This window comes from Actinoplanes sp. NPDC051537, assembly GCF_055586105.1.
Genome location: NZ_JBVJIU010000003.1, coordinates 329,238 through 347,887, shown reverse-complemented (window position 1 = coordinate 347,887; position 18,650 = coordinate 329,238). Strand labels below are relative to the sequence as shown.

The window sequence follows — 18,650 nt, the reverse complement described above, 5'->3', positions numbered from 1 at the left end:
CACAAATACGCGCGCGGCCGGCCCCGGCCCGCCTCAGCGGAACAGCGTCAGGTCGATCGACTCGGCCATCGCCCGCTGGCCGGCGATGTTCGGGTGCAGGTGGTCGGCCTGGTACGCGGGAAGCACCTGGCTCGGCAGCTGCGGATCCCGGATCGCGGCGTCGAAGTCCGCCACCCCGTCGAACACCGGCGTGGTGCGGACCCACTGGTTGACCTCCTGGCGCACCGCCTCCTGCTCGGTCGTGAAGCAGCCGGCGTCACACCCGTACGGCGTGATGGTCGCTCCGATCACCCGGATGCCGGATCGCCCGGCCCGCACCGCGATGGTCTTCAGGCCCGCGATCAGGTCGGGCGCGGTGGCGTTGTAGCCGATGTCGTTGATCCCGTCGGCGAGGATCAGGTAGCGCGCGCCGGTCTGCTCGCGGACGTCGGCCTCCTCGCGCTCGAGGCCGGAGACGCTGGTCCCCGCGCCGCAGCAGTCGGTCCGGTCGGTGAGCACCTGGTTGCCGCCGATGCCCTGGTTGAGCACCCCGTAGCGTCCGCCGAGCCGCGCCGCCAGCACGTCGGTCCAGCGGTCGTTGCCGTTCCAGGTGGTGTAGGCCCCGTCGGTGATCGAGTCCCCGAGCGCGACGATGCTCCCCCGCGCGGTCGTGCGCTGCACGTCGACGCCGTCGAGCCAGAACCACGAGTTCACGTAGCCGGTGAACGCTCCGGCCGCCCCGCCCGCCTGGTTGCCGGCCGCCACGAACTGCGTCCCCTGCGCGGCGTCGTGCCCGGTCACCGCGCCGCCGCTCGCCCCGCTCGTGACGTACACGTCGACCGCGAGATCCTGCCCGGCAGCCAGGCCGAGCGGGATGGGGTCGCTGTAGACCGCCCCGCCCTTGTCCACCGTCACCGTGCGACGGCCGTGGAACCGCACCGGCCGCGAGGTGCCGGCCACGAGCTCCGCGCTCCCGGCGGCGGCCGCCCGACCGACCGAGACCGCCCCGAACGTCACGTCCGCGTCCCCGAAGCCGTTGGAGAGCCGCAGCCGCAGCGACGACCCGCCGACCGTGGGATGCACCAGCAGCCGCAGCGTCTTGCCGTCGAACGCGAAGTCGGGGCTGCTCTCCCGCTGCGGGCTGGTGGACCAGGCGCCGGCCCACTTCCCCCCGGCCGCCGCGGCCCCCGGTAGCGCCAGTCCGGCCGCGGCGACCACCAGGGCCACCGCCGCCCGCAGATAAACAGTTGTCAATGTCTTGGGCATGCCATCGATCGTCGTCGAACCGCTTCGATCGCACAAGGCCGACCGGCCGCTGACCGCATACGTGGCAAGCCGCGCCGTGGACGCCCTCGACCCGGCGGATCGCGCCGCCCTCGACGAGGTCGGCGCACGGCTCGCCGCCGCGTAATCGTCCGGTCACCGGATGCGGAGAGCCATCGATCGCGGCATAGTGCCGGGAATGGACAGCGACGTCGGCGCCGCGCGGCCCGGGCTCACGCTCGGCGGCCGGTATCGGCTGCTCGAGCCGGCCGGCACGGGCGGGATGGCGATCGTCTGGCGGTCGTGGGACATCGTGCTGGCGCGCACGGTCGCGGTGAAGATGCTGGCGCCGCACGCGCGGGACGCGGAGTCGCTGGCGCTCATCCGGAACGAGGCACGCGCGGCGGCGTCGCTGTCGCATCCGAACGTGGCTCAGGTGCACGACTACGGCGAGTGTCTCGTCGCGGGCGAGCCGGTGCCGTACGTGGTGTTCGAGTTCGTCGAGGGACCGACGCTGCTGCAACGGCTGCGGGCGGGCGAGGTGCCGCCGCGGTTCGCGCTGCGGGTCGGCGCCGAGGTGGCGGCGGCGCTGGCCGCGGCCCATGCCGCCGGGCTCGTGCATCGCGACATCAAGCCGGCCAACGTCATGCTGGCGCCGTCCGGGGCCAAGGTCGTCGACTTCGGCATCGCGGCCGCGGCGGCCGCGGCGGAGGCGATGGCGCCGGACGGGACGGTGCTCGGCACGCCCACCTACATCGCTCCCGAACGGTTGCGCGGCGAGCCGGTCACGCCGGCCTCCGATGTGTACGCCCTCGGCATGCTCCTCTACCGGCTGCTCGCCGGGCACACCCCGTGGGAGGGCGAGCCGCCGGAGCAGGTGCTGGCCAACCATCTGCGGGCCGAGCCGCCCCCGCCGACGCCCCGCGCCGCGGTGCCCGGCCACGTGCTCGACCTGTGCCTGCGCTGCCTGCGCAAGGACCCGTCGGCCCGGCCCGGCGCCCGCGAGATGACCCGGCTGCTCGCGCACGCGGCCGGCCTCGAGATCGTCGAGGACGCGCCCCCGGCCGCCGGCGAGGGCCACGCGGTCCCGGCCGAGCCGTCCATGGTCATCCGCCCGCCGCGCCGTCGCGCCCGGACCGCGTTCGTGCTGGCCGCGGCCCTGATCGTGGTCGCCGGCGCCACCACCGCCGGGTGGCTGGCGACCCGGGACCGCCCGGCCCGCCCGGGCGCCGCGGCCCCGACGGCGACGGCAGTGGTCCCGCCCACCGGCGACGGCCGTGAGACCGCGGTCATCCGGGGAACGACGGCGGCCATCGACCCGGCATTGCCGGGCGCCACCGCGACCGGCGCCGCGGTCATCCCACCGGGCGGGACACCGCCGGCGACAGCACCGGGAGCACCGGCCGGGAGACCGACGACGGCGACGGCGACGACGGCCACGGCGGCGCCGGACACCACGCCACCCACCACGCCCGCCCCGGCCCCCGCGCCGGCCGAGCGCACGCTCACCTCACCGGGCGGCACGATCGTCGCGACCTGCCCGGCGCCGGCGACGGCGCGCATCCTCTCCTGGACGGCCGCCCGCTCCTACCGCGTCGACACGGTCGACCCCGGCCCCGGCCCGGCGCCGGCGGTCACCTTCAGCCACGGCAGCGACGCGGTCACCATGACGGTCACCTGCGCGGGCGGCGAACCGTCCGCCGACATCACCTGAGGCGGGGCGGGCCGCCTCGGCGGGGCAGGGGCTGGGGGCGGCAGGCCGGACGGGCCGGAACGGTCTCCGGCCGCTCCGGCCCGCTTCCCTCTCCCCCGGGCCCCGCCTCGAACCTCGTGTACTCGCCGGGCTCGAACGGGTCGTCTCCGATCGGCGTCACTTCGTGCCCTTCAGCGCGGCGCAGCCCTTCTCCTCCGGGAGCAGCGGGCGGAACTTGACCGTGTAGTCGGCGCCGCCACTGGTCCACGGGGTGTTGGCCTTCGCGTCCTTCGCGGCGGTCATGACCGTGGGCAGGTCGGCGCCGGTAATCTCGACGCAGCCGATGCCGATGTTCGCGTTCAGCATGTCGCCGGGGAGGGCGGGGCCGGGCCACGCCTTCCGCGAGCCGGCCGGTTCGGAGGCCTGCGGCGGCACGTACTTGCGAGCCAGGGCGGCCAGCACCGTCGGCTGGTAGGCGACCGGCTTGGCGACCCCGGAGGCCGACGGCAGGGACTGCAGCTGCTTCACGAACGCGGAGAGCTTGGTGCGGGCGTCGTGCTGGGCGGGGGTCAGCTTCGTGTCGTTGGCGGGGGCCTCGCTCAGCGCCATGACGTTCACCGACTGGTCGCCGGCGGTCACCCGGGTCTGCGGGGCGTCGGCGATGTTGGGGCTCCCGAAGTCGGTGCCGTTGCGGACGCCGGCCTGCTGCCCCTGGCGTACGAGATCCCGCGCCTCTTCCGGCGTGATCATCTGTACCTGGATGTTGGGCAACGCGGGACCCGGATAGATCGCGATGGTCGGGCCCTGGGAGATCAGCCGGCCGTCGCCGTAGATGCTGATCGCGGGGATCCGCCCGACGTTCTGCTCGGCGGGCACGAACCCGCCGAAGGACTCGACGCGCAGCACGAGATCGTCGGCCGCCGGGGAGACCTCGGCGCTCTCGGGCACGCGCGAGCCCGCCGCGCCCGCCGGGGTGCCGGCGTTCTGCGCGCAAGCGGTGATCAGGAGCAGGGGAACGGCGGCGGTGAGGATGGTGCCGCGGAGACGAGTCATGACCAGTTCGACGAGCCGGGGTGCCCGAAGGTTCCGGGTGTGCCGGAACAATTAGGCGGAAAGGTGGTGGCCGGCCCCGGGCATCGGGGCCGGCCACCCTCTTCGGGGGCGGGGCGGAAAGCTATTTCACCGAACCGAGCGACAGGCCCTGGACCAGCTTGTCCTGGGCCGCGAAGCCGGCCACCAGCACCGGCAGCGACACCACGAACGCGGCCGCGCAGAGCTGGGCGAGGAACAGGCCCTGGCTGGTCACGAAGCTGGTCAGGAACACGGGGGCGGTCTCGGCCACGGTCGCGGTCAGGACCCGGGCGAACAGCAGCTCGTTCCAGCTGAAGATGAAGCAGATCAGTGCGGTGGCGGCGATGCCGGGCATGACCACCGGAGCGATCACCGAGCGCAGCGTCTTGCTGAGGTTGGCGCCGTCCATCTGGGCGGCCTCGAGCATCTCGACCGGCACCTCGGAGAGGAACGAGCGCATCATCCACACCGCGATGGGCAGGTTCATCGACGTGTAGAAGATGATCAGCAGCCAGATGTTGTCGAGCAGCCCGGCCTGCTGGGCGAACAGGTACAGCGGCAGGAGACCGGCGACGATCGGCAACATCTTGGTGGAGAGGAAGAAGAACAGCACGTCGGTCCACTTCTTCACCGGGCGGATGCTGAGCGCGTACGCCGCGGGGAAGCACAGCAGCAGGACCAGCGCGGTGGAGAGCACGCTCGCGGTCAGCGAGTTCAGCAGCGGCGGCCACGGTGACGCCCCGCCCGAGAAGAACTCGCGGTAGCCGTCGAGGGTGAGCGGCGCGAAGACCGAGGGCGGGTTGGTGGCCGCGTCCGCCTCGGAGTGGAAGGAGGTCAGCACCATCCACAGCACCGGCAGCACGAACAGGATCCCGACCACCCACGCCAGCAGGGAGAGCCACGGCCCGCCGCGGTCCTTCTTCCTGGGGACGGTCGGAGCCACCACAGCGGTCATCGGTTCGCCTCCTGCTTGAAGAGCGACGAGACGGTACGCAGCGCGAACGTCGCGATGATGATCGTGCCGAGGACCACCACGACGGCGGCCGCCGAGGCACGTCCGTAGTCGTGGGCCTGGTAGAAGATCTGATAGATGGTGTACGGGAGGTTGGCCGTGCCCAGCCCGCCGGAGGTGATCGTGAAGACGGCGTCGAAGTTCTGCACGATGTAGATCGAGCCGAGCAGCGCGCCGAGCTCCAGGTACTGCCGCAGGTGGGGCAGCGTCATGCTGCGGAAGATCTGCCAGCTGCTCGCGCCGTCGATCCGGGCCGCCTCGACCACGTCCAGCGGCCGCCCCTGCAGGCCGGCCAGCAGGATCAGCATCATGAACGGCGTCCACTGCCAGACCAGCGCGAAGATGACCGCCCACAGCGGCATGTTGCTGATCCAGTCCGGCTGCGGCGGGTGGTCCGAGCCGAACAGGTTCCACACCCACGTGATCGCGCCGTTGAACAGGCCGTACTCGGGGTTGTAGAGGGCGTGCTTCCAGATCAGCGCGGCCGCGACCGGCACCACCAGGAACGGCGCGATCATCATGGTCCGCACCGCGCCCCGGCCCCGGAACTTGCGGTCCAGCAGCAGCGCGATGACGAGGCCGAGCACCAGGCTGATCAGCACCACGCCGGCGGTCAGCAGGATCGTCGTCCAGACCGCGTCGCGCATGTTGACGTCGGTGAAGACCCGCTTGAAGTTGTCGAAGCCGGCGAAGCCGACCTCGTCCGGGTAGTAGGCGTTCCAGTCCATGAACGAGATGACCAGGGTGGCCACGAACGGCAGCTGGGTGACGATGATCATGAAGACCAGCGCGGGCAGCAGCGGCGCGCGGCGGGCCCAGCCGATGCTGCGGGCCGACCGCGACTGCGGCGGCTTCGGCTCGGCCTGTGTGCTGGTCTGTTCGGCGACGGAAGTCATCACCCCTCCTGCCGGGACTGGTAGCGCTCGGCGACATCCTGGGCGAGCCGTTGCCCGCGGCTCAGCGCCTCGTCGACGCTCATCTGGCCGGCGATGGCCGAGCTCACGTACTGCGACACCTGGGTGCCGAGGTCGGTGAACTCGGGGATGTCGATGAACTGGATGCCGATCGCGGGCCGCGGCTGCACGCCGGGGTTGCGCGGGTCGGCGCTGGAGATGGCGGCCTCGGTCGGCTGGGCGAACGCGGAGGCGACGCCGAGATACTGCTGGTTCTTGTACGTGGAAGCGCGCTTGCCGGCCGGGACGCTGGACCAGCCGACCTGCTGGCCGACCAGTTCCTCGTACTGCTTGCTGGACGCCCACGAGATGAACTTCCAGGCGTTGTCCTTCTTCTCGCTGGCCTGCTGGATGCTCCACGACCACGCGTACAGCCAGCCCGAGCTCTTCGTCTTGTCGACCGGCGCCGCGACGTACCCGATCTTGCCCTTGACCGGCGATTTGTCGGCCTCCAGCGAACCCGCGGCGCTGGTCGCGTCGTACCACATCGCGGTGTTGCCCTGGACCATGTTGTTGAGGCACTCGGTGAAGCCGGCCTGCGGGGCGCCGTTCTCCCCGTGCGCGCGCACGAGGTCGACGTAGAACTTGGTGGCGGCGGTGAACTCGGGCGAGTCCACCTTGGGCGTCCAGTCCTTCTCGAACCAGGTGCCGCCGAAGGTGTTCACCACGGTGGTGAGCGGCGCGAAGATCTGACCCCAGCCGGGCTGGCCGCGCAGGCAGATGCCGCGCATGCCGGGCTGCTTGCCGTCGACCTGGGCGGCGAGGTCGGCGACCTGCTGCCACGTCGGGTTGTCGGGCATGGTGAGGCCGGCCTGCTGGAGGACGTCCTTGCGGTACATCAGGAACGACGACTCCCCGTAGAACGGCTCGCCGTAGAGCTTGCCGTCGTCCGCGGTCAGCGACTGGGTCATCGACGGGAGGATGTCGGCCTGGTCGAACTGGGTGTCGGCCTTGGTGTAGCCGTCGAGCGGCGCGATCCATTTCGACTTCGCGTAGATCGGGATCTCGAAGTTGCTCAGCGACGCCACGTCGTACTGGCCGGCCTGGCTCGAGAACTCCTGGCTGATCTTGTCGCGGACGTCGTTCTCGGGCAGCACGGTGAAGTTCACGTGGATGCCCGTGGTCTTGGTGAAGTTCGCCTCGGTCAGCCGCTGGAGGTCGATCATCTGCGGGTTGTTGACCATGAGGACGTTGATCGTGTCCGGCCCGCCCCCGCCCGGTCCGCCGCCCCATCCCGCGCATCCGGTCAGAGCGGCGGCGAGCGCGACGGTCATCGAGACGGCGAGAGCGGAGCGGATGTGCGCGCGGGACATGGGGCCTCCCCGTCGAGGCAGAATGTGACGCCGGTAACACAACGAAGCTCAGTAGATGCCTGAGATCGACGGAATGTCAACCTTTCGTCACGCCTGGTTGCATAAACGGACGTCAACCCCCTGGCCGAACGTCCTATTACGACACGACGCGGGCTCGTTTCCCGAGAACCTCGACCACGTCGCCGGGGTGGAGCTGCCGTCCGCGCCGGATGTCGACCTCGCCGTTGACCGTCACGTCGCCCGAGGCGATCAGGACCTTGCCCTCGCCCCCGGTGTCGATGAGGTCGGCCAGTTTGAGAAACTGTCCGAGTCTGATCATGTCTCCATCGATCGGCACGTCGCGCATCCGGCCATCATCGCAACCGGCATCGAAAAAGATGTCGGCGGGCTTGAACCATTCCGCGGCCACATACGAACTACCCCTCGTGAGGCACTTCCACCTGGCCCGCCGTGCGGGCGTACCCGCCGCCGCAGTCGTGATCGGCATGCTCGTCGCCGCCCCGGCCTTCGCCGACGCCACGGTCTCCCCCACGAGCGCCGTGCAGGGCAGCGGTGAGAACCTGACCTTCCACGTCACCAACACCGGCACCGCGCCGCTGGCGACCGTCACGCTGAGGCTGCCGGCCGACACGCCGGTCGCCGAGGTCTACCCACTCTCGGTGGACGACTGGGCGCCGAAGATCGAGATGAAGACCCTGGCCTCGCCGCTGCCCACGATCCACGGCGGCACCCCGGCCACGCAGGCGACGTCCTCGATCACGTGGCTCGCGGTCGGCGGTCACCAGCTGCAGCCCGGCGCCTCGGCCGATCTCGCGGTGGCGATCGGTCCGCTGCCCACGCTCAGCTCGATGCAGTTCACGATCTCCAGCACGTACGCCGATGGCCGCCCCGGCCCGTCGATGCCGCCCGTCCCGCTGACCCTGACGCCGGGCGCGCCGGGCCAGGTCGCGACCGGTCACGACCACGGCGGCACGACCGGTGACACGAGCGCGACCGGCGCGGGTTCGGGTTCCGACGCCGAGAACGCGGCCTTCGCGAAGGCGGTCTCCGACGCCACCCGGGGCCCGTCCGTCTGGTCGATCGGCGGCTGGGTGGTCGCGGCCCTCGCGCTGCTGGCCGGCGCGATCTACTTCCTGCGCGGGCGGCACCGGGCCGAGGAGGACGACGAGCCCGACGACGAGGACGAGATCCAGGCGGTTGCCGCCGCGTCTTCGGAGGTCACCACCTCTTCGGAAGCCGCCGCTTCGGACGACAAGCAGCCGGTCTCGGCCGGCCACAGCAAGTGGAGTTTCAAGGGATAGAGGACTCCCGCGCTGGTGGACGCGGGACGGTGTCGTGATGATGCGCGTGGGGCGCGGAACACGACCGGCGGATGGGGCCAATTGGGCATGGCCCGCGATCCGCGGACGACGGGGCAGGAGAGTTCGACTCTCCTGCCCCGTCGCGCGTCCCGGGAATCCTCAGACCGAAACTGTTCGGGGTGACCGCAGCGCGTCGACGATCTCCCGCTCGACCCGGTCCGACTCGTCGTGGGGCACCTGGCAGGTGCCGGCCGCGATGTGCCCGCCGCCGCCGTAGCGCAGCATCACCTCGCCGACGTCGACCGGGGACGTCCGGTCGAGGATCGACTTGCCGCAGGCGAAGACGGTGTTCAGCTTCTGCCGGCCCCAGATCACGTGCATCGACACCCGCGACTCGGGGAACAGCGCGTACACCATGAACCGGTTGCCGGCGTGGATGACCTCCTCCTCGCGCAGGTCGACCACGACGACGTCGCCGTCGGTGTGGCTGACCCGCTTCAGCTGCTCGACGAACAGGTCGTACTGGGAGCGGAACAGGTCGGAGCGCTCGGCCACGTCCGGCAGGCGGAGGATCTCGTCCACGTTCTGGATCTCCAGGCAGGCGTCGATGAGCTGCATCATCAGCTGGTAGTTGGAGATCCGGAAGTCGCGGAAGCGGCCCAGGCCGGTGCGGCTGTCCATCAGGAAGTTCAGCAGCGTCCAGCCCTCGGGGTGCAGGATGTCGTCGAGCGAGTACATGGCCGAGTCGGCCTGGTCGACGGCGCGCATGAGGTCGTCCGAGACGTTCGGGAAGCGCGCCTTGGCCCCGAAGTGCTCGTAGATCACGCGCGCGGCGCTCGGCGCGTCGGCGTCGATCACGTGATTGGTCAGGTTGCCCTCGTTGCGGAGGGTCTCGGAGTGGTGGTGGTCGAAGACCATGTACGCGCCGGGCGCGTACGGCAAATTGGTCAGGATGTCGTTCTCGGTGACCTCGACCTCGCCGTCCTGCACGTCCTTGGGGTGCACGAACTTGATCTCGTCGATCATGTCGAGATGCTTGAGCAGCACCGCGCACACCAGGCCGTCGAAGTCGCTCCGGGTTACGAGCCGGTACTTCACGTGTCCCCCTCACCGTGCCGACAGTTATTACCCAGTTTGCCACTTTTGTCGGTGAGGCCCTGCTCGCATCGAGGGATGGATCTGAACGGCGGGTGCTCGTGCTGCGTAGTGTCATCTCGGATGGTCACAACGGTCGGAGGACTCGCAGACGATGGACAACGTTCCCCAGCTCATCCAGGAGCGCAGCGCCCCGCCAGCCACGCTGGTGATCTTCGGCGCCTCGGGTGACCTGACCAGACGCAAGCTGCTTCCGGCGGTCGAGAGCCTCGCCCGCCACAACCGCCTCCCCAGCGAGTTCGCGCTCGTGGGCGTGGCCCGCACCCCGATGGCCGACGACGACTTCGCGAACAGCGCGCTGGGCGGCCGCAGCCTGGCCGACAAACGGCAGCTCCAGGGCGGAATCAGGTACGTTTCGGGCGGCTACGACGACCCCGAGACGTACAAGCGTCTCGGCGAGGTGCTGGACGAGCTCGACGCGGCCCGCGGCACCAGCGCGAACCGCCTGTTCTACCTGTCCACCCCGGCCGAGGCGTTCGAGCCGGTGATCAACGGGCTGGCCGGCGCCGGGCTCAACCACCCGCGGGAGGGCTCCTTCTCCCGGCTGGTCATCGAGAAGCCGTACGGCCGCGACCTGGCGAGCGCCCGCGAGCTGGACGGCATCGTGCACGCCGCGTTCGACGAGCCCCAGGTCTTCCGGATCGACCACTACCTGGGCAAGGACACCGTGCAGAACGTCCTGGCCCTGCGCTTCGCGAACTCCATCTTCCAGCCGATCTGGGACCGCTCCTGGGTCGACCACGTGCAGATCACGGTGGCCGAGACGCTCGGCGTCGGCACCCGCGGCGGCTTCTACGAGCACGCCGGCGCGATGCGCGACATCGTGCAGAACCACGTGCTCCAGGTGCTCGCGCTCGCGCTGATGGAGCCGCCGGCCTCGTTCGACGCCGAGGGCCTGCGCAACGAGAAGGTGAAGCTGCTCCAGGCGATCCGGCTGCCCACCAACCGCGACATCGCCGACCTGGCGGTCCGCGGCCAGTACACCCGGGGCGGCACCCGCGAGGACCTGATGGCCGGCTACCGCGAGGAGGTCGGCGTCGACCCGCTGTCGCGGACCGAGACGTACGCGGCGATGCGGTTGAACGTCGACAACTGGCGCTGGGCCGGCGTGCCGTTCTACGTGCGCACGGGCAAGCGGTTGCCGGCCCGCGTCACCGAGGTGGCGCTGCAGTTCCAGCGGCCGCCGCACCTGCCGATCCCGCAGGATCAGCTGACCGGCCTCGAGGCGGACGCCCTGATCCTGCGCATCCAGCCGAACGAGGGAATTTCCCTGCGCTTCGGCGCCAAGGTGCCCGGCCACTCCTTCCGGGTGCGCACGGCAAGCATGGATTTCTCGTACGAGCAGACGTTCGCCGAGGAGTCCCCGGAGGCCTACGAGCGTCTCCTGCTGGACGCGTTGCTGGGCGACCCGACGCTCTTCATCCGAACCGACGAGGTCGAACAGTGCTGGCGCATCGTCGACCCGATCATCGAGCACTGGGCCGATGACCCGTCGCCGATACCGACGTACGAGGCCGCCTCGTGGGGGCCGACGGACGCCGATCGCCTGATCGGCCGTTCCGGCCGCAAGTGGCGTAACAGCATCTGACCCCGCTTCCGTCGCCCCACCCCGCCCGGTTCCCGCCGGCCGGGGTGGGTCGCCCAGGCGCCCTTTGCTCTGCTCACCTATACGCGCACCCGAGTCCACCGGCCCTGGCGCGCCGGGGTAAGCAGAGCGGCACGTCTCAGCGCAGGCGGCCGTTCCAGCCCGCCGCCACCGGTCTCGCGCCCCCGTACTCCTTCGCGCGCCGTACTCTTTCGCGCGCCCCCGTACTCTTTCGCGCCCCCGTACTCTTCCCGCGGGCCCCCGTCCGAGCGCCGCGCCACCGCTTCGACCCCCACCCCTGATCGCGAGAAATCGCACCCGGGTACCGCAAACTGGTCATCGCCCACCGTCGGACCCGCGCCGACCGAATCGCTCTGCTCACTCCTGCGTGCGGCTGTGGACAACGCCCCGAAACTGTCAGACCGGGCCGGTTGACTCACCCCACCCACTGAACGGGGTGGGGTGGCGTGGCGTGGCATGGGGTGGCGTGGCATGGCGTGGCATGGGCCGGCCGACTGCGGCGAGGTGCATGAGGCGAGCGCGGCGCGATACCCGGATGGGCTTGAGGCGGGCGGCGACGCAAGACCAGCGCTGAGGCGGGCGGCGACGCAAGACCGGGGCTGAGGCGGGCGGCGACGCAGGACCGGGGCTGAGGCGGGCTCGTCGCGGGGACGCGTCTGGGGTGAGCGGAGCGGAGGCCTCAGTCGGCGTAGCGGGACAGGGACTCGGCGGCGATCTCCATCAGGAGCTCGGTCTGGGCGGAGACGTTCCCGGCGGGGGCGGCCGGGAACGGCTCCGGGTCTTCGCAACGGTCCAGCAGCAGTTCGACCAGGGCGGCGCGGTTCACGATGTCGGGGGCGGTGATCGCGCCGGGGAGGATGCGGATCTCGAGGGTGTCGCGCAGGGGGTGGTCGGTCAGCAGCTGGGTCAGGTTCACGTCGAAGTACTTGGTCAGCTCGCCCTCGTTGGCGGCCTTGCGCAACGAGTCCAGGTCGGGGGCGGCGGCGCTTGCGGCGGTCACCAGCGGCGCGGGCAAGGGGGCCAGGCGGCGGCACGCGGGGTTCGTCCGCAGGAGCGCTCGCAAGGGCTCGCGCCAGTGGGCGAACAGCAGGACCACGTTGGCCAGGGTGCGGGGGGTGCGGAAGGGGGCGCCGTCCAGGTGGAGGTGCACGGCGGCCTCGTGGGGCACCGTGAAGCCCAGGTCGCGGGCCGGCTCGAGCAGTTCCTCGAGGGCCTCGGCGTGGTTCTCGGACAGCGGCGGGGTGACGATCTCGCACGGGCGGTCGCGCTCGGCGCCCTGGGGGGAGACCAGGGCGATCGTGGCGCCGGACGGGTCGTCCAGGCGGACCACGTCGCCTACCAGCTCGGGCTCGGTGTTCCAGAGGGCGGCGATCGGGTCGAGCACGCGCTCGAGCGGGGCGCCGGGGTCACAGCGGGCCGCCATCAGCGAGAGCAGGCGCGGGTCGTCGCTGAGGATGCGGTACCAGCCCGGCGGGGCGGGCGTGCGTGGCTCGAGGCCGTCGAGCAGGGTGATGTCGTCGACCAGGGTGCACAGCGGCGAGCCGTCGGCCCGCAGCACCTCGAAGCCCTGGGTGAGATGCAGGAACCGCCCCAGGCCCGGGACCAGGGACGGTTCACTGTCGGAATGCCAGACCGGGCGGATGCGGCCGCCGAGGCGGCCGGCCAGGTCGTAGGCGAGGCTGCGCCGGCTGCGGCCCGGTGGGGCCATCAGCTCGATCTCGAAGCCGATCCGCCGGCGCAGGCTTGGGGTCACGGCTTGATCGGCAGCGTCTGACCGGCGAGAAGGCGCTTTCCACCCTCGACCTTGGCGGCCCACGCGTCCTTCAGGTGCCAGATCTTCTGCAGCTTGACGGCGTCCGCGATGTCGTAGCCCCGGGCGAAGAAGGTCTCGGCCCGCTTGTTCTCCAGGGCGGACGCCACGTTGGCCGGCTTCGGCTTGACCGGCAGCGTCTGGTGAGCGAGCAGCTTCTTGCCGCCCTTGACCTTCGCGTCGAACGGGTCGGACAGGTGCCAGATCTTGGCCAGCTTCACCGCCTCGTCCCAGGTGTAGCCGGCGTTGAAGTAGGCGTCGAGCTGCTTCTGGTTCTGCGTGATCTCGTCCGGCGGCGTGGTCGGGTCCGGCGCGTTCGGCGTGGCCGGGAAGGGCAGCTGCTCACCGGCCAGCAGACGCAGGCCCGCCTCGGCCTTGACCTTGGCGGGGACCGCCTGGACATGCCACATGGCGGCGAGCCGCACGGCGTCGTCGTAGTCGTAGCCCGCCTTGAAGTAGGCGTCGAGGCCCTTCTGGAAGTCTTCCGGGCTCAGCGACGGGATGGTCGACGGCGCGACGGACGTGGGAACGGCGCCGGCCGGGAACAGGGTCGTCGACGTGTTGCGGGCGTTGCCAGGGAGGAAATTGGGGAGGGACACCACCCCGGCCACGGCGATGGCGGCCAGCGCCGAACCACCGGCAACCTGCAGGCTGCGGCGGCGGCGCTGGTATTTGGTGGAGAGCTCCTGGACGCGCGCGAAGGTCGCCGCGGCGTCGGGGGCCTCGTTCTCGTGGGACTCAAAAACCTCGCGCAGCTGGTCTGCGTGCTCGGTCACGACTTCTCCTCGGCATGGATCCGTTCCTGCCGCTCCGAGAGGCGGAGCGTCCTGAGAGCCCTCGAGGCATGACTGCGCACCGTGGCGGGGGCGCAGCCGAGCAGATCCGCGATCTGGTCGTCGTCGAGCTGCTCGTAGTACCGCAGCACGAGCACGGCACGCTGCTTGCGGCCCAGTGTCGACAGCCGGGCCCACAGCGCGTCGGCCTCGACGACGCCGTCGGCGTGGTCGACCGCACCGCCGCGGGCGTCGTCCAGATCGATCAGCCGCTCCCCCACGGCCTGCACGTTCCGGAACTGCCAGCTGCGCCGCCACGACAGGTACTCGTTGAGCACCATGCGCCGCACGTACGCCTCCGGCGAGTCCGACCCGCTGATCCGCCGCCACCGGACCTGGGCCCGGGCCAGCACCTCCTGGACGACGTCCTGAGCGAGATCACGGTCGCCGGTGAGGACGACCGCGTAACGCAGGAGACTGTTGAGCCGGGCCATCGCGAATTCCTCGAAGGTCACGTCCCCTAAGACGGCGCGCGGGCGCGGTTTGTGCAGTCCCATGTCAAAGAAATCTACGCGGCTCCGGGTTCGATCCGGGCGGCCAGCGTCGCGAGGGCCTGAGCCGCGTGCTCCTGCATGTTGGTCTCGGAGTGGATCACCTCGAGGACGGTCCGGTCGGTGTCGATCACGAAGGTCATCCGCTTGGTGCTGAGCGGGCCGAGGGGCAGCTTGCGCTTCACGCCGAGGCTCGCGGCGACCTTGCTCTCCGGGTCGCTCAGCAACGGGTAGTCGAAGCTGTTGAGCTCGGCCCACTGCTTCTGCTTGGCCGGCTTGTCGCGGCTGATCCCGATCCGCTGGGCGCCGGCCTCGCGGAACTCTGCGGCCAGGTCGCGGAAGCTGCACGCCTCGGCGGTGCAGCCACTGCTCATCGCCGCTGGGTAGAAGAACAGCACGACCGGCCCGCCGGCCAGGTACTCGGTGAGCCGTCGCGGCACGCCGTCCTGGTCGGGGAGCTCGAAGTCCTCGATCACGTCACCCTTGTTTGCCATGGCAAGCAAGTTACCCGGTACTACCGGCTGGTAACAGTGGCGTCAGTCATCCCTGCGGGATGAACCGGTACAGGCGGTCATCGAAGATCCTGGCTCTCGGCGCCCCGGCCGAGGGAGGACATCATGGCGAGTTCCGACACGGCCACCGCCGAGGTGACCGCGCCGCAGCGCCTGACCTTCATGACCATGACCGCGATGGTGGTCGGATCGATGGTCGGCGCCGGAGTCTTCTCCCTGCCGCGGCGCTTCGCCCAGGAGACCGGCGTGGCCGGCGCGCTCATCGCGTGGGTCGTCGCCGGGGCCGGCATGCTCATGCTCGCGTTCGTCTTCCAGTACCTCGCGGTGCGCCGTCCCGATCTGGACGCGGGCGTCTACGCGTACGCGAAAGCCGGTTTTGGCGAGTATCTGGGCTTCTTCTCGGCCTTCGGATACTGGGCGAGCGCGTGCGTGGGGAACGTGACCTACTGGGTGCTGATCATGAGCACCATCGGCGCGATCGCCCCGGCGCTCGGCGAGGGCGACACGCTGCTCTCGGTCGGGCTCTCCACGGTCTGCGTGTGGATCTTCTTCTACCTGGTGCAGCGCGGGGTGAAGGACGCGGCGGTCATCAACCGGATCGTCACCATCGCCAAGCTCGTCCCGATCATCGTCTTCGTCTTCCTCGCGCTGTTCGCGCTCGACCCGAAGGTGTTCGCCGACAACTTCACCGGCAACGCCGACGTCGGCTCGCTCTTCGACCAGGTGCGCGGCACCATGCTGGTCACGGTCTTCGTGTTCCTCGGCGTCGAGGGCGCGAGCGTGTACTCCCGGCATGCCGAGCGGCGCGAGGACGTCGGGCGGGCGACCGTGCTGGGCTTCCTGAGCGTCTTCGCGATCTTCGCCTCGGTCACCATCGTCTCGTACGGGATCCTGCCGTACGCCGAGATCGCCCAGCTCCGCCAGCCGTCGATGGGCGGAGTGCTGGAAGCGGCGTACGGGACCTGGGGGAATGTCTTCGTCAGCGTCGGGCTGATCATTTCCGTGCTCGGGGCCTACCTGGCCTGGTCGCTGATGGCGGCCGAAGTGCTCTACGTGGCGGCCAAGGACAAGGACATGCCGAAGTTCCTGGCCGTGACCCGGCGCGGGGACGTGCCCTTCAACTCGCTGCTGCTGAGCACGATCCTGATCCAGATCGTCCTGGTCGTCACGTACTTCTCCGAGGACGCGTTCAACTTCGCGCTCGACCTGACCAGCGCGCTGACGCTGATCCCGTTCCTGCTCGCGGCCGCCTACGCGCTGCGGCTGGCCCGCGGCAAGTACCTCGCGATCGCCGGGCTGGCCACCGCGTACACCATCTTCCTGCTGTTCGCCGCCGGCCTGAAGTTCGTCCTGGTGTCGTTCATCATCTACGCCCCCGCGACCGTGCTGTTCGTGATGGCCCGGCGCGAGCAGGGCCGACGGGTGTTCACCCCGCGTGAGCTCGTCATCCTCATCATCTCCGTGGCCGGCGCGATCGTGGGGATCGTCGCTCTCGCCGCGGGCTGGATCTCCATCTGAGAGGACCGTTATGGCCACGCACGGCGTGTACTCCGAGGTCGGCACCCTGCGGAAGGTCCTGGTCTGCGCGCCGGGCCTCGCCCATCGCCGGCTCACCCCGACCAACGCCGACGACCTGCTCTTCGACGACGTCATGTGGGTGGAGAACGCGCAGCGTGACCACGCCGACTTCGTCAACAAGCTGCGCCAGCGCGGCGTCGAGGTGCTCGAGCTGCACGAGCTGCTGGCGCAGACGATGGCGATCCCGGACGCTCGCTCCTGGTTGCTGGATCGCAAGATCGTGCCCAACGAGGTCGGGCTCGGGCTGGTCGACGACACCCGCGGCTTCCTGGAGACGCTCGACCCGCGGCCGCTGGCCGAGTTCCTGATCGGCGGCCTGGCCACCTCGGACCTGCCGGACGACTTCCGCTCCGGGTACGTGTCGCTGGCCCGCGAGTCGACCGGCGTGCGCGAGTACCTGATGCCGCCACTGCCGAACACGCTCTACACCCGGGACACGACGTGCTGGCTGTACGGCGGGCTGACGCTGAACCCCCTCTACTGGCCGGCCCGGCACGACGAGACGCTGCTCATGAAGGCGATCTACAAGTTCCACGAGGACTTCGCCGACTCGACCGTGTGGTGGGGCGACCCGGAGAAGGACTGGGGCATGGCGACGTTCGAGGGCGGCGACGTCATGCCGGTCGGCAACGGCGTCGTGCTGGTCGGCATGAGCGAGCGCACGTCCCGGCAGGCGATCACCCAGGTGGCCGCGGCGCTGTTCGAGAACGGCGCGGCCGAGCGGGTCGTCGTGGCGGGCATGCCCAAGCTGCGCGCGGCCATGCACCTGGACACGGTGTTCACGTTCGCCGACCTCGACGTGGTGACGCTGTACCCGGCGATCGTCGACGGGGTCCACGCGTTCTCGCTGCTGCCCGGCGAGCGCGGCAACGTGGACGTCATCGACCACGAGACCACGCCGTTCGTCGAGGTGGTCGCGTCCTCGCTGGGGCTCAAGGAGCTGCGGGTCATCGAAACCGGAGGCGACGTGTACGCGTCGGAGCGCCAGCAGTGGGACAGCGGGAACAACGCGGTGGCCGTCTCCCCCGGGGTCGTCTTCACCTACGACCGGAACACGCTGACCAACACGCTGCTGCGCAAGGCCGGCATCGAGGTCATCACGATCGTCGGGGCCGAGCTGGGCCGGGGCCGTGGTGGCGGGCACTGCATGACGTGCCCGCTCATCCGCGACGCCGTCACCTTCTAGATCAAAACCATGTCGATCACGTACGAGGCCCTGGCCCTGTTTTTAGCGCTGGTGGGCCTGTATAGCCCGGTAGCCGCACTGTCGTCGTATCTGCCGGTGGTGCGGCCGTTCGACCATGCGCGGCAGTTGCGCCTCGCGGTCGGGCTCGTGGTGAATGTGGCCGTCTTCGTGCTGGCCGCGATCTGGGTGGGCGACCCGCTGCTGGAGTTGCTGGGGATCTCACCGGCGGCGCTGACGGCTACGGGTGGGATCGCGCTGATCTTCGCCTCGGTGCCGATGATGCGGGGGACGGCGGCCGATGTCGAGGAGGCGGTGGCGCCGGCCGTTGCGCCTCCTGCCTCGCCTGCTGCCACCGTTGCGCCTGCTGACGCGCCCTCTGCTGTGACCGCCGCGCCCTCTGCTGTGACCGCCGCGCCCTCTGGCGTTGCGGCCGGGGCCATGCCTGTTGCGGGCGCCGGTGGCTCGGATGGCGTTGCGGCGGCGGTGCCGTCTTCGCCGGCGCCGGGCTCGGGCTCGGGCACGGGTTCGGGCTCTGGCTCCGGCTCCGGCTCCGGCTCTGGCTCTGGCTCTGGCTCTGGCGGGCGGAGTGTCCTCTTCACGCCGATCACGTTCCCGCTGACGGTGGGCGGGGCGACGTTCGCCATCTCGGCGGCGGCCTCGGCGGACATGGGCGACACCCACGGCCGGCTGCTGCTGTCGATCACGGCGGTGGCGTACGGGCTGGTGACCGGGGTGACGCTCTACGCCGCCGGCCATGTCGAACGCCGCATCTCGCCCTCGGCGAGCAAGTTCCTGGATCGGATCGCGGGGATCCTGCTCACCTGCATCGCCGTGATCCTTCTGACCAACGGCTTCACCGACCTCGTGCTTGCCCGCGCCGGAAGGGGCTGACCG

At 70.5% G+C, this 18,650-nt stretch carries 18 protein-coding genes; 7 read left to right on the top strand and 11 right to left on the bottom strand.

Features of this window, described 5'->3' with window-relative positions; all coding sequences use genetic code 11:
- Positions 1 to 33: 33 nt before the first annotated feature.
- Entirely contained in the window at positions 34 to 1,245 is a 1,212-nt protein-coding gene (locus ACZ6TB_RS08470) for a GDSL-type esterase/lipase family protein (protein WP_465552061.1), read from the bottom strand.
- Here ACZ6TB_RS08470 and ACZ6TB_RS08465 point away from each other — a divergent pair.
- On the top strand, positions 1,244 to 1,390 hold the full coding sequence (locus ACZ6TB_RS08465) for a hypothetical protein (protein ID WP_465552059.1): 147 nt from the start codon (positions 1,244 to 1,246) through the stop codon (positions 1,388 to 1,390). The two genes, ACZ6TB_RS08470 and ACZ6TB_RS08465, sit on opposite strands and share 2 nt — an antisense overlap.
- Positions 1,391 to 1,441: 51 nt before the next feature.
- Positions 1,442 to 2,956, top strand: coding sequence for a serine/threonine-protein kinase (locus ACZ6TB_RS08460; protein ID WP_465552057.1), 1,515 nt, complete (start codon positions 1,442 to 1,444; stop codon positions 2,954 to 2,956).
- Positions 2,957 to 3,112: 156 nt separating this feature from the next.
- Here ACZ6TB_RS08460 and ACZ6TB_RS08455 read toward each other — a convergent pair whose 3' ends face one another.
- From ACZ6TB_RS08455 to ACZ6TB_RS08435, 5 genes are all read right to left on the bottom strand, one after another.
- Entirely contained in the window at positions 3,113 to 3,988 is an 876-nt protein-coding gene (locus ACZ6TB_RS08455; protein WP_465552055.1) for a hypothetical protein, read from the bottom strand.
- A gap of 121 nt (positions 3,989 to 4,109) precedes the next feature.
- Positions 4,110 to 4,961 carry a carbohydrate ABC transporter permease gene (locus ACZ6TB_RS08450; RefSeq protein ID WP_465552053.1) on the bottom strand — a complete coding sequence of 284 codons (852 nt, stop codon included), beginning with the start codon at positions 4,959 to 4,961 and terminating at the stop codon, positions 4,110 to 4,112.
- Positions 4,958 to 5,914, bottom strand: coding sequence for a carbohydrate ABC transporter permease (locus tag ACZ6TB_RS08445; protein WP_465552051.1), 957 nt, complete (start codon positions 5,912 to 5,914; stop codon positions 4,958 to 4,960). Before ACZ6TB_RS08445 ends, ACZ6TB_RS08450 begins: the two co-directional genes overlap by 4 nt.
- Positions 5,914 to 7,284 (bottom strand): ABC transporter substrate-binding protein, encoded by a 1,371-nt coding sequence (locus tag ACZ6TB_RS08440; RefSeq protein WP_465552049.1) that lies wholly within the window; start codon positions 7,282 to 7,284, stop codon positions 5,914 to 5,916. Before ACZ6TB_RS08440 ends, ACZ6TB_RS08445 begins: the two co-directional genes overlap by 1 nt.
- Before the next feature lie 136 nt (positions 7,285 to 7,420).
- The gene (locus ACZ6TB_RS08435) at positions 7,421 to 7,693 is read right to left on the bottom strand and encodes an RNA-binding S4 domain-containing protein (protein WP_465552047.1); all 273 of its coding nucleotides are present in this window, start codon (positions 7,691 to 7,693) and stop codon (positions 7,421 to 7,423) included.
- A 16-nt stretch (positions 7,694 to 7,709) separates the two neighbouring features.
- Between ACZ6TB_RS08435 and ACZ6TB_RS08430 the strand changes: the two genes are divergently transcribed.
- Positions 7,710 to 8,585 carry a DUF1775 domain-containing protein gene (locus ACZ6TB_RS08430; RefSeq protein ID WP_465552045.1) on the top strand — a complete coding sequence of 292 codons (876 nt, stop codon included), beginning with the start codon at positions 7,710 to 7,712 and terminating at the stop codon, positions 8,583 to 8,585.
- A 159-nt stretch (positions 8,586 to 8,744) separates the two neighbouring features.
- Here ACZ6TB_RS08430 and ACZ6TB_RS08425 read toward each other — a convergent pair whose 3' ends face one another.
- Positions 8,745 to 9,683 carry an exopolyphosphatase gene (locus tag ACZ6TB_RS08425; RefSeq protein ID WP_465552043.1) on the bottom strand — a complete coding sequence of 313 codons (939 nt, stop codon included), beginning with the start codon at positions 9,681 to 9,683 and terminating at the stop codon, positions 8,745 to 8,747.
- A 151-nt stretch (positions 9,684 to 9,834) separates the two neighbouring features.
- Between ACZ6TB_RS08425 and zwf the strand changes: the two genes are divergently transcribed.
- Positions 9,835 to 11,328: a glucose-6-phosphate dehydrogenase gene (zwf, locus tag ACZ6TB_RS08420; RefSeq protein WP_465552041.1), complete on the top strand. Its 1,494-nt coding sequence runs from the start codon at positions 9,835 to 9,837 to the stop codon at positions 11,326 to 11,328.
- Positions 11,329 to 12,025: 697 nt separating this feature from the next.
- Here zwf and ACZ6TB_RS08415 read toward each other — a convergent pair.
- The 4 genes from ACZ6TB_RS08415 to ACZ6TB_RS08400 are packed head-to-tail and all read right to left on the bottom strand — an operon-like array spanning position 12,026 to position 14,974.
- Positions 12,026 to 13,099, bottom strand: a complete 1,074-nt coding sequence (locus ACZ6TB_RS08415; protein WP_465552039.1) for an amidoligase family protein — start codon at positions 13,097 to 13,099, stop codon at positions 12,026 to 12,028.
- The gene (locus ACZ6TB_RS08410; protein WP_465552037.1) at positions 13,096 to 13,932 is read right to left on the bottom strand and encodes a hypothetical protein; all 837 of its coding nucleotides are present in this window, start codon (positions 13,930 to 13,932) and stop codon (positions 13,096 to 13,098) included. Before ACZ6TB_RS08410 ends, ACZ6TB_RS08415 begins: the two co-directional genes overlap by 4 nt.
- Positions 13,929 to 14,444, bottom strand: coding sequence for a SigE family RNA polymerase sigma factor (locus tag ACZ6TB_RS08405; protein WP_465552035.1), 516 nt, complete (start codon positions 14,442 to 14,444; stop codon positions 13,929 to 13,931). The genes ACZ6TB_RS08410 and ACZ6TB_RS08405 overlap by 4 nt, the downstream gene beginning before the upstream one ends.
- 53 nt (positions 14,445 to 14,497) lie before the next feature.
- On the bottom strand, positions 14,498 to 14,974 hold the full coding sequence (locus tag ACZ6TB_RS08400; RefSeq protein ID WP_465552033.1) for a peroxiredoxin: 477 nt from the start codon (positions 14,972 to 14,974) through the stop codon (positions 14,498 to 14,500).
- Positions 14,975 to 15,097: 123 nt separating this feature from the next.
- On the opposite strand from ACZ6TB_RS08400, the gene ACZ6TB_RS08395 reads away from it, so the two are divergent.
- Genes ACZ6TB_RS08395 through ACZ6TB_RS08385 form a run of 3 tightly spaced genes read left to right on the top strand, consistent with a single transcriptional unit; the run spans position 15,098 to position 18,647 of the window.
- On the top strand, positions 15,098 to 16,510 hold the full coding sequence (locus ACZ6TB_RS08395) for a basic amino acid/polyamine antiporter (protein ID WP_465552031.1): 1,413 nt from the start codon (positions 15,098 to 15,100) through the stop codon (positions 16,508 to 16,510).
- A 10-nt stretch (positions 16,511 to 16,520) separates the two neighbouring features.
- Positions 16,521 to 17,756, top strand: coding sequence for an arginine deiminase (locus tag ACZ6TB_RS08390; RefSeq protein ID WP_465552030.1), 1,236 nt, complete (start codon positions 16,521 to 16,523; stop codon positions 17,754 to 17,756).
- Positions 17,757 to 17,765: 9 nt separating this feature from the next.
- Positions 17,766 to 18,647: a MarC family protein gene (locus ACZ6TB_RS08385; protein ID WP_465552029.1), complete on the top strand. Its 882-nt coding sequence runs from the start codon at positions 17,766 to 17,768 to the stop codon at positions 18,645 to 18,647.
- Positions 18,648 to 18,650 lie beyond the last annotated feature (3 nt).

Excerpts from the sequence above, each read along its gene's own strand:
- ACZ6TB_RS08465 (WP_465552059.1), top strand. The coding sequence starts at position 1,244 with ATGCCATCGATCGTCGTCGAACCGCTTCGATCGCACAAGGCCGACCGG.
- ACZ6TB_RS08470 (WP_465552061.1), bottom strand. The coding sequence starts at position 1,245 with ATGCCCAAGACATTGACAACTGTTTATCTGCGGGCGGCGGTGGCCCTG.
- ACZ6TB_RS08460 (WP_465552057.1), top strand. The coding sequence starts at position 1,442 with ATGGACAGCGACGTCGGCGCCGCGCGGCCCGGGCTCACGCTCGGCGGC.
- ACZ6TB_RS08455 (WP_465552055.1), bottom strand. The coding sequence starts at position 3,988 with ATGACTCGTCTCCGCGGCACCATCCTCACCGCCGCCGTTCCCCTGCTC.
- ACZ6TB_RS08450 (WP_465552053.1), bottom strand. The coding sequence starts at position 4,961 with ATGACCGCTGTGGTGGCTCCGACCGTCCCCAGGAAGAAGGACCGCGGC.
- ACZ6TB_RS08445 (WP_465552051.1), bottom strand. The coding sequence starts at position 5,914 with ATGACTTCCGTCGCCGAACAGACCAGCACACAGGCCGAGCCGAAGCCG.
- ACZ6TB_RS08440 (WP_465552049.1), bottom strand. The coding sequence starts at position 7,284 with ATGTCCCGCGCGCACATCCGCTCCGCTCTCGCCGTCTCGATGACCGTC.
- zwf (WP_465552041.1), top strand. The coding sequence starts at position 9,835 with ATGGACAACGTTCCCCAGCTCATCCAGGAGCGCAGCGCCCCGCCAGCC.
- ACZ6TB_RS08400 (WP_465552033.1), bottom strand. The coding sequence starts at position 14,974 with ATGGCAAACAAGGGTGACGTGATCGAGGACTTCGAGCTCCCCGACCAG.
- ACZ6TB_RS08395 (WP_465552031.1), top strand. The coding sequence starts at position 15,098 with ATGGCGAGTTCCGACACGGCCACCGCCGAGGTGACCGCGCCGCAGCGC.
- ACZ6TB_RS08390 (WP_465552030.1), top strand. The coding sequence starts at position 16,521 with ATGGCCACGCACGGCGTGTACTCCGAGGTCGGCACCCTGCGGAAGGTC.
- ACZ6TB_RS08385 (WP_465552029.1), top strand. The coding sequence starts at position 17,766 with ATGTCGATCACGTACGAGGCCCTGGCCCTGTTTTTAGCGCTGGTGGGC.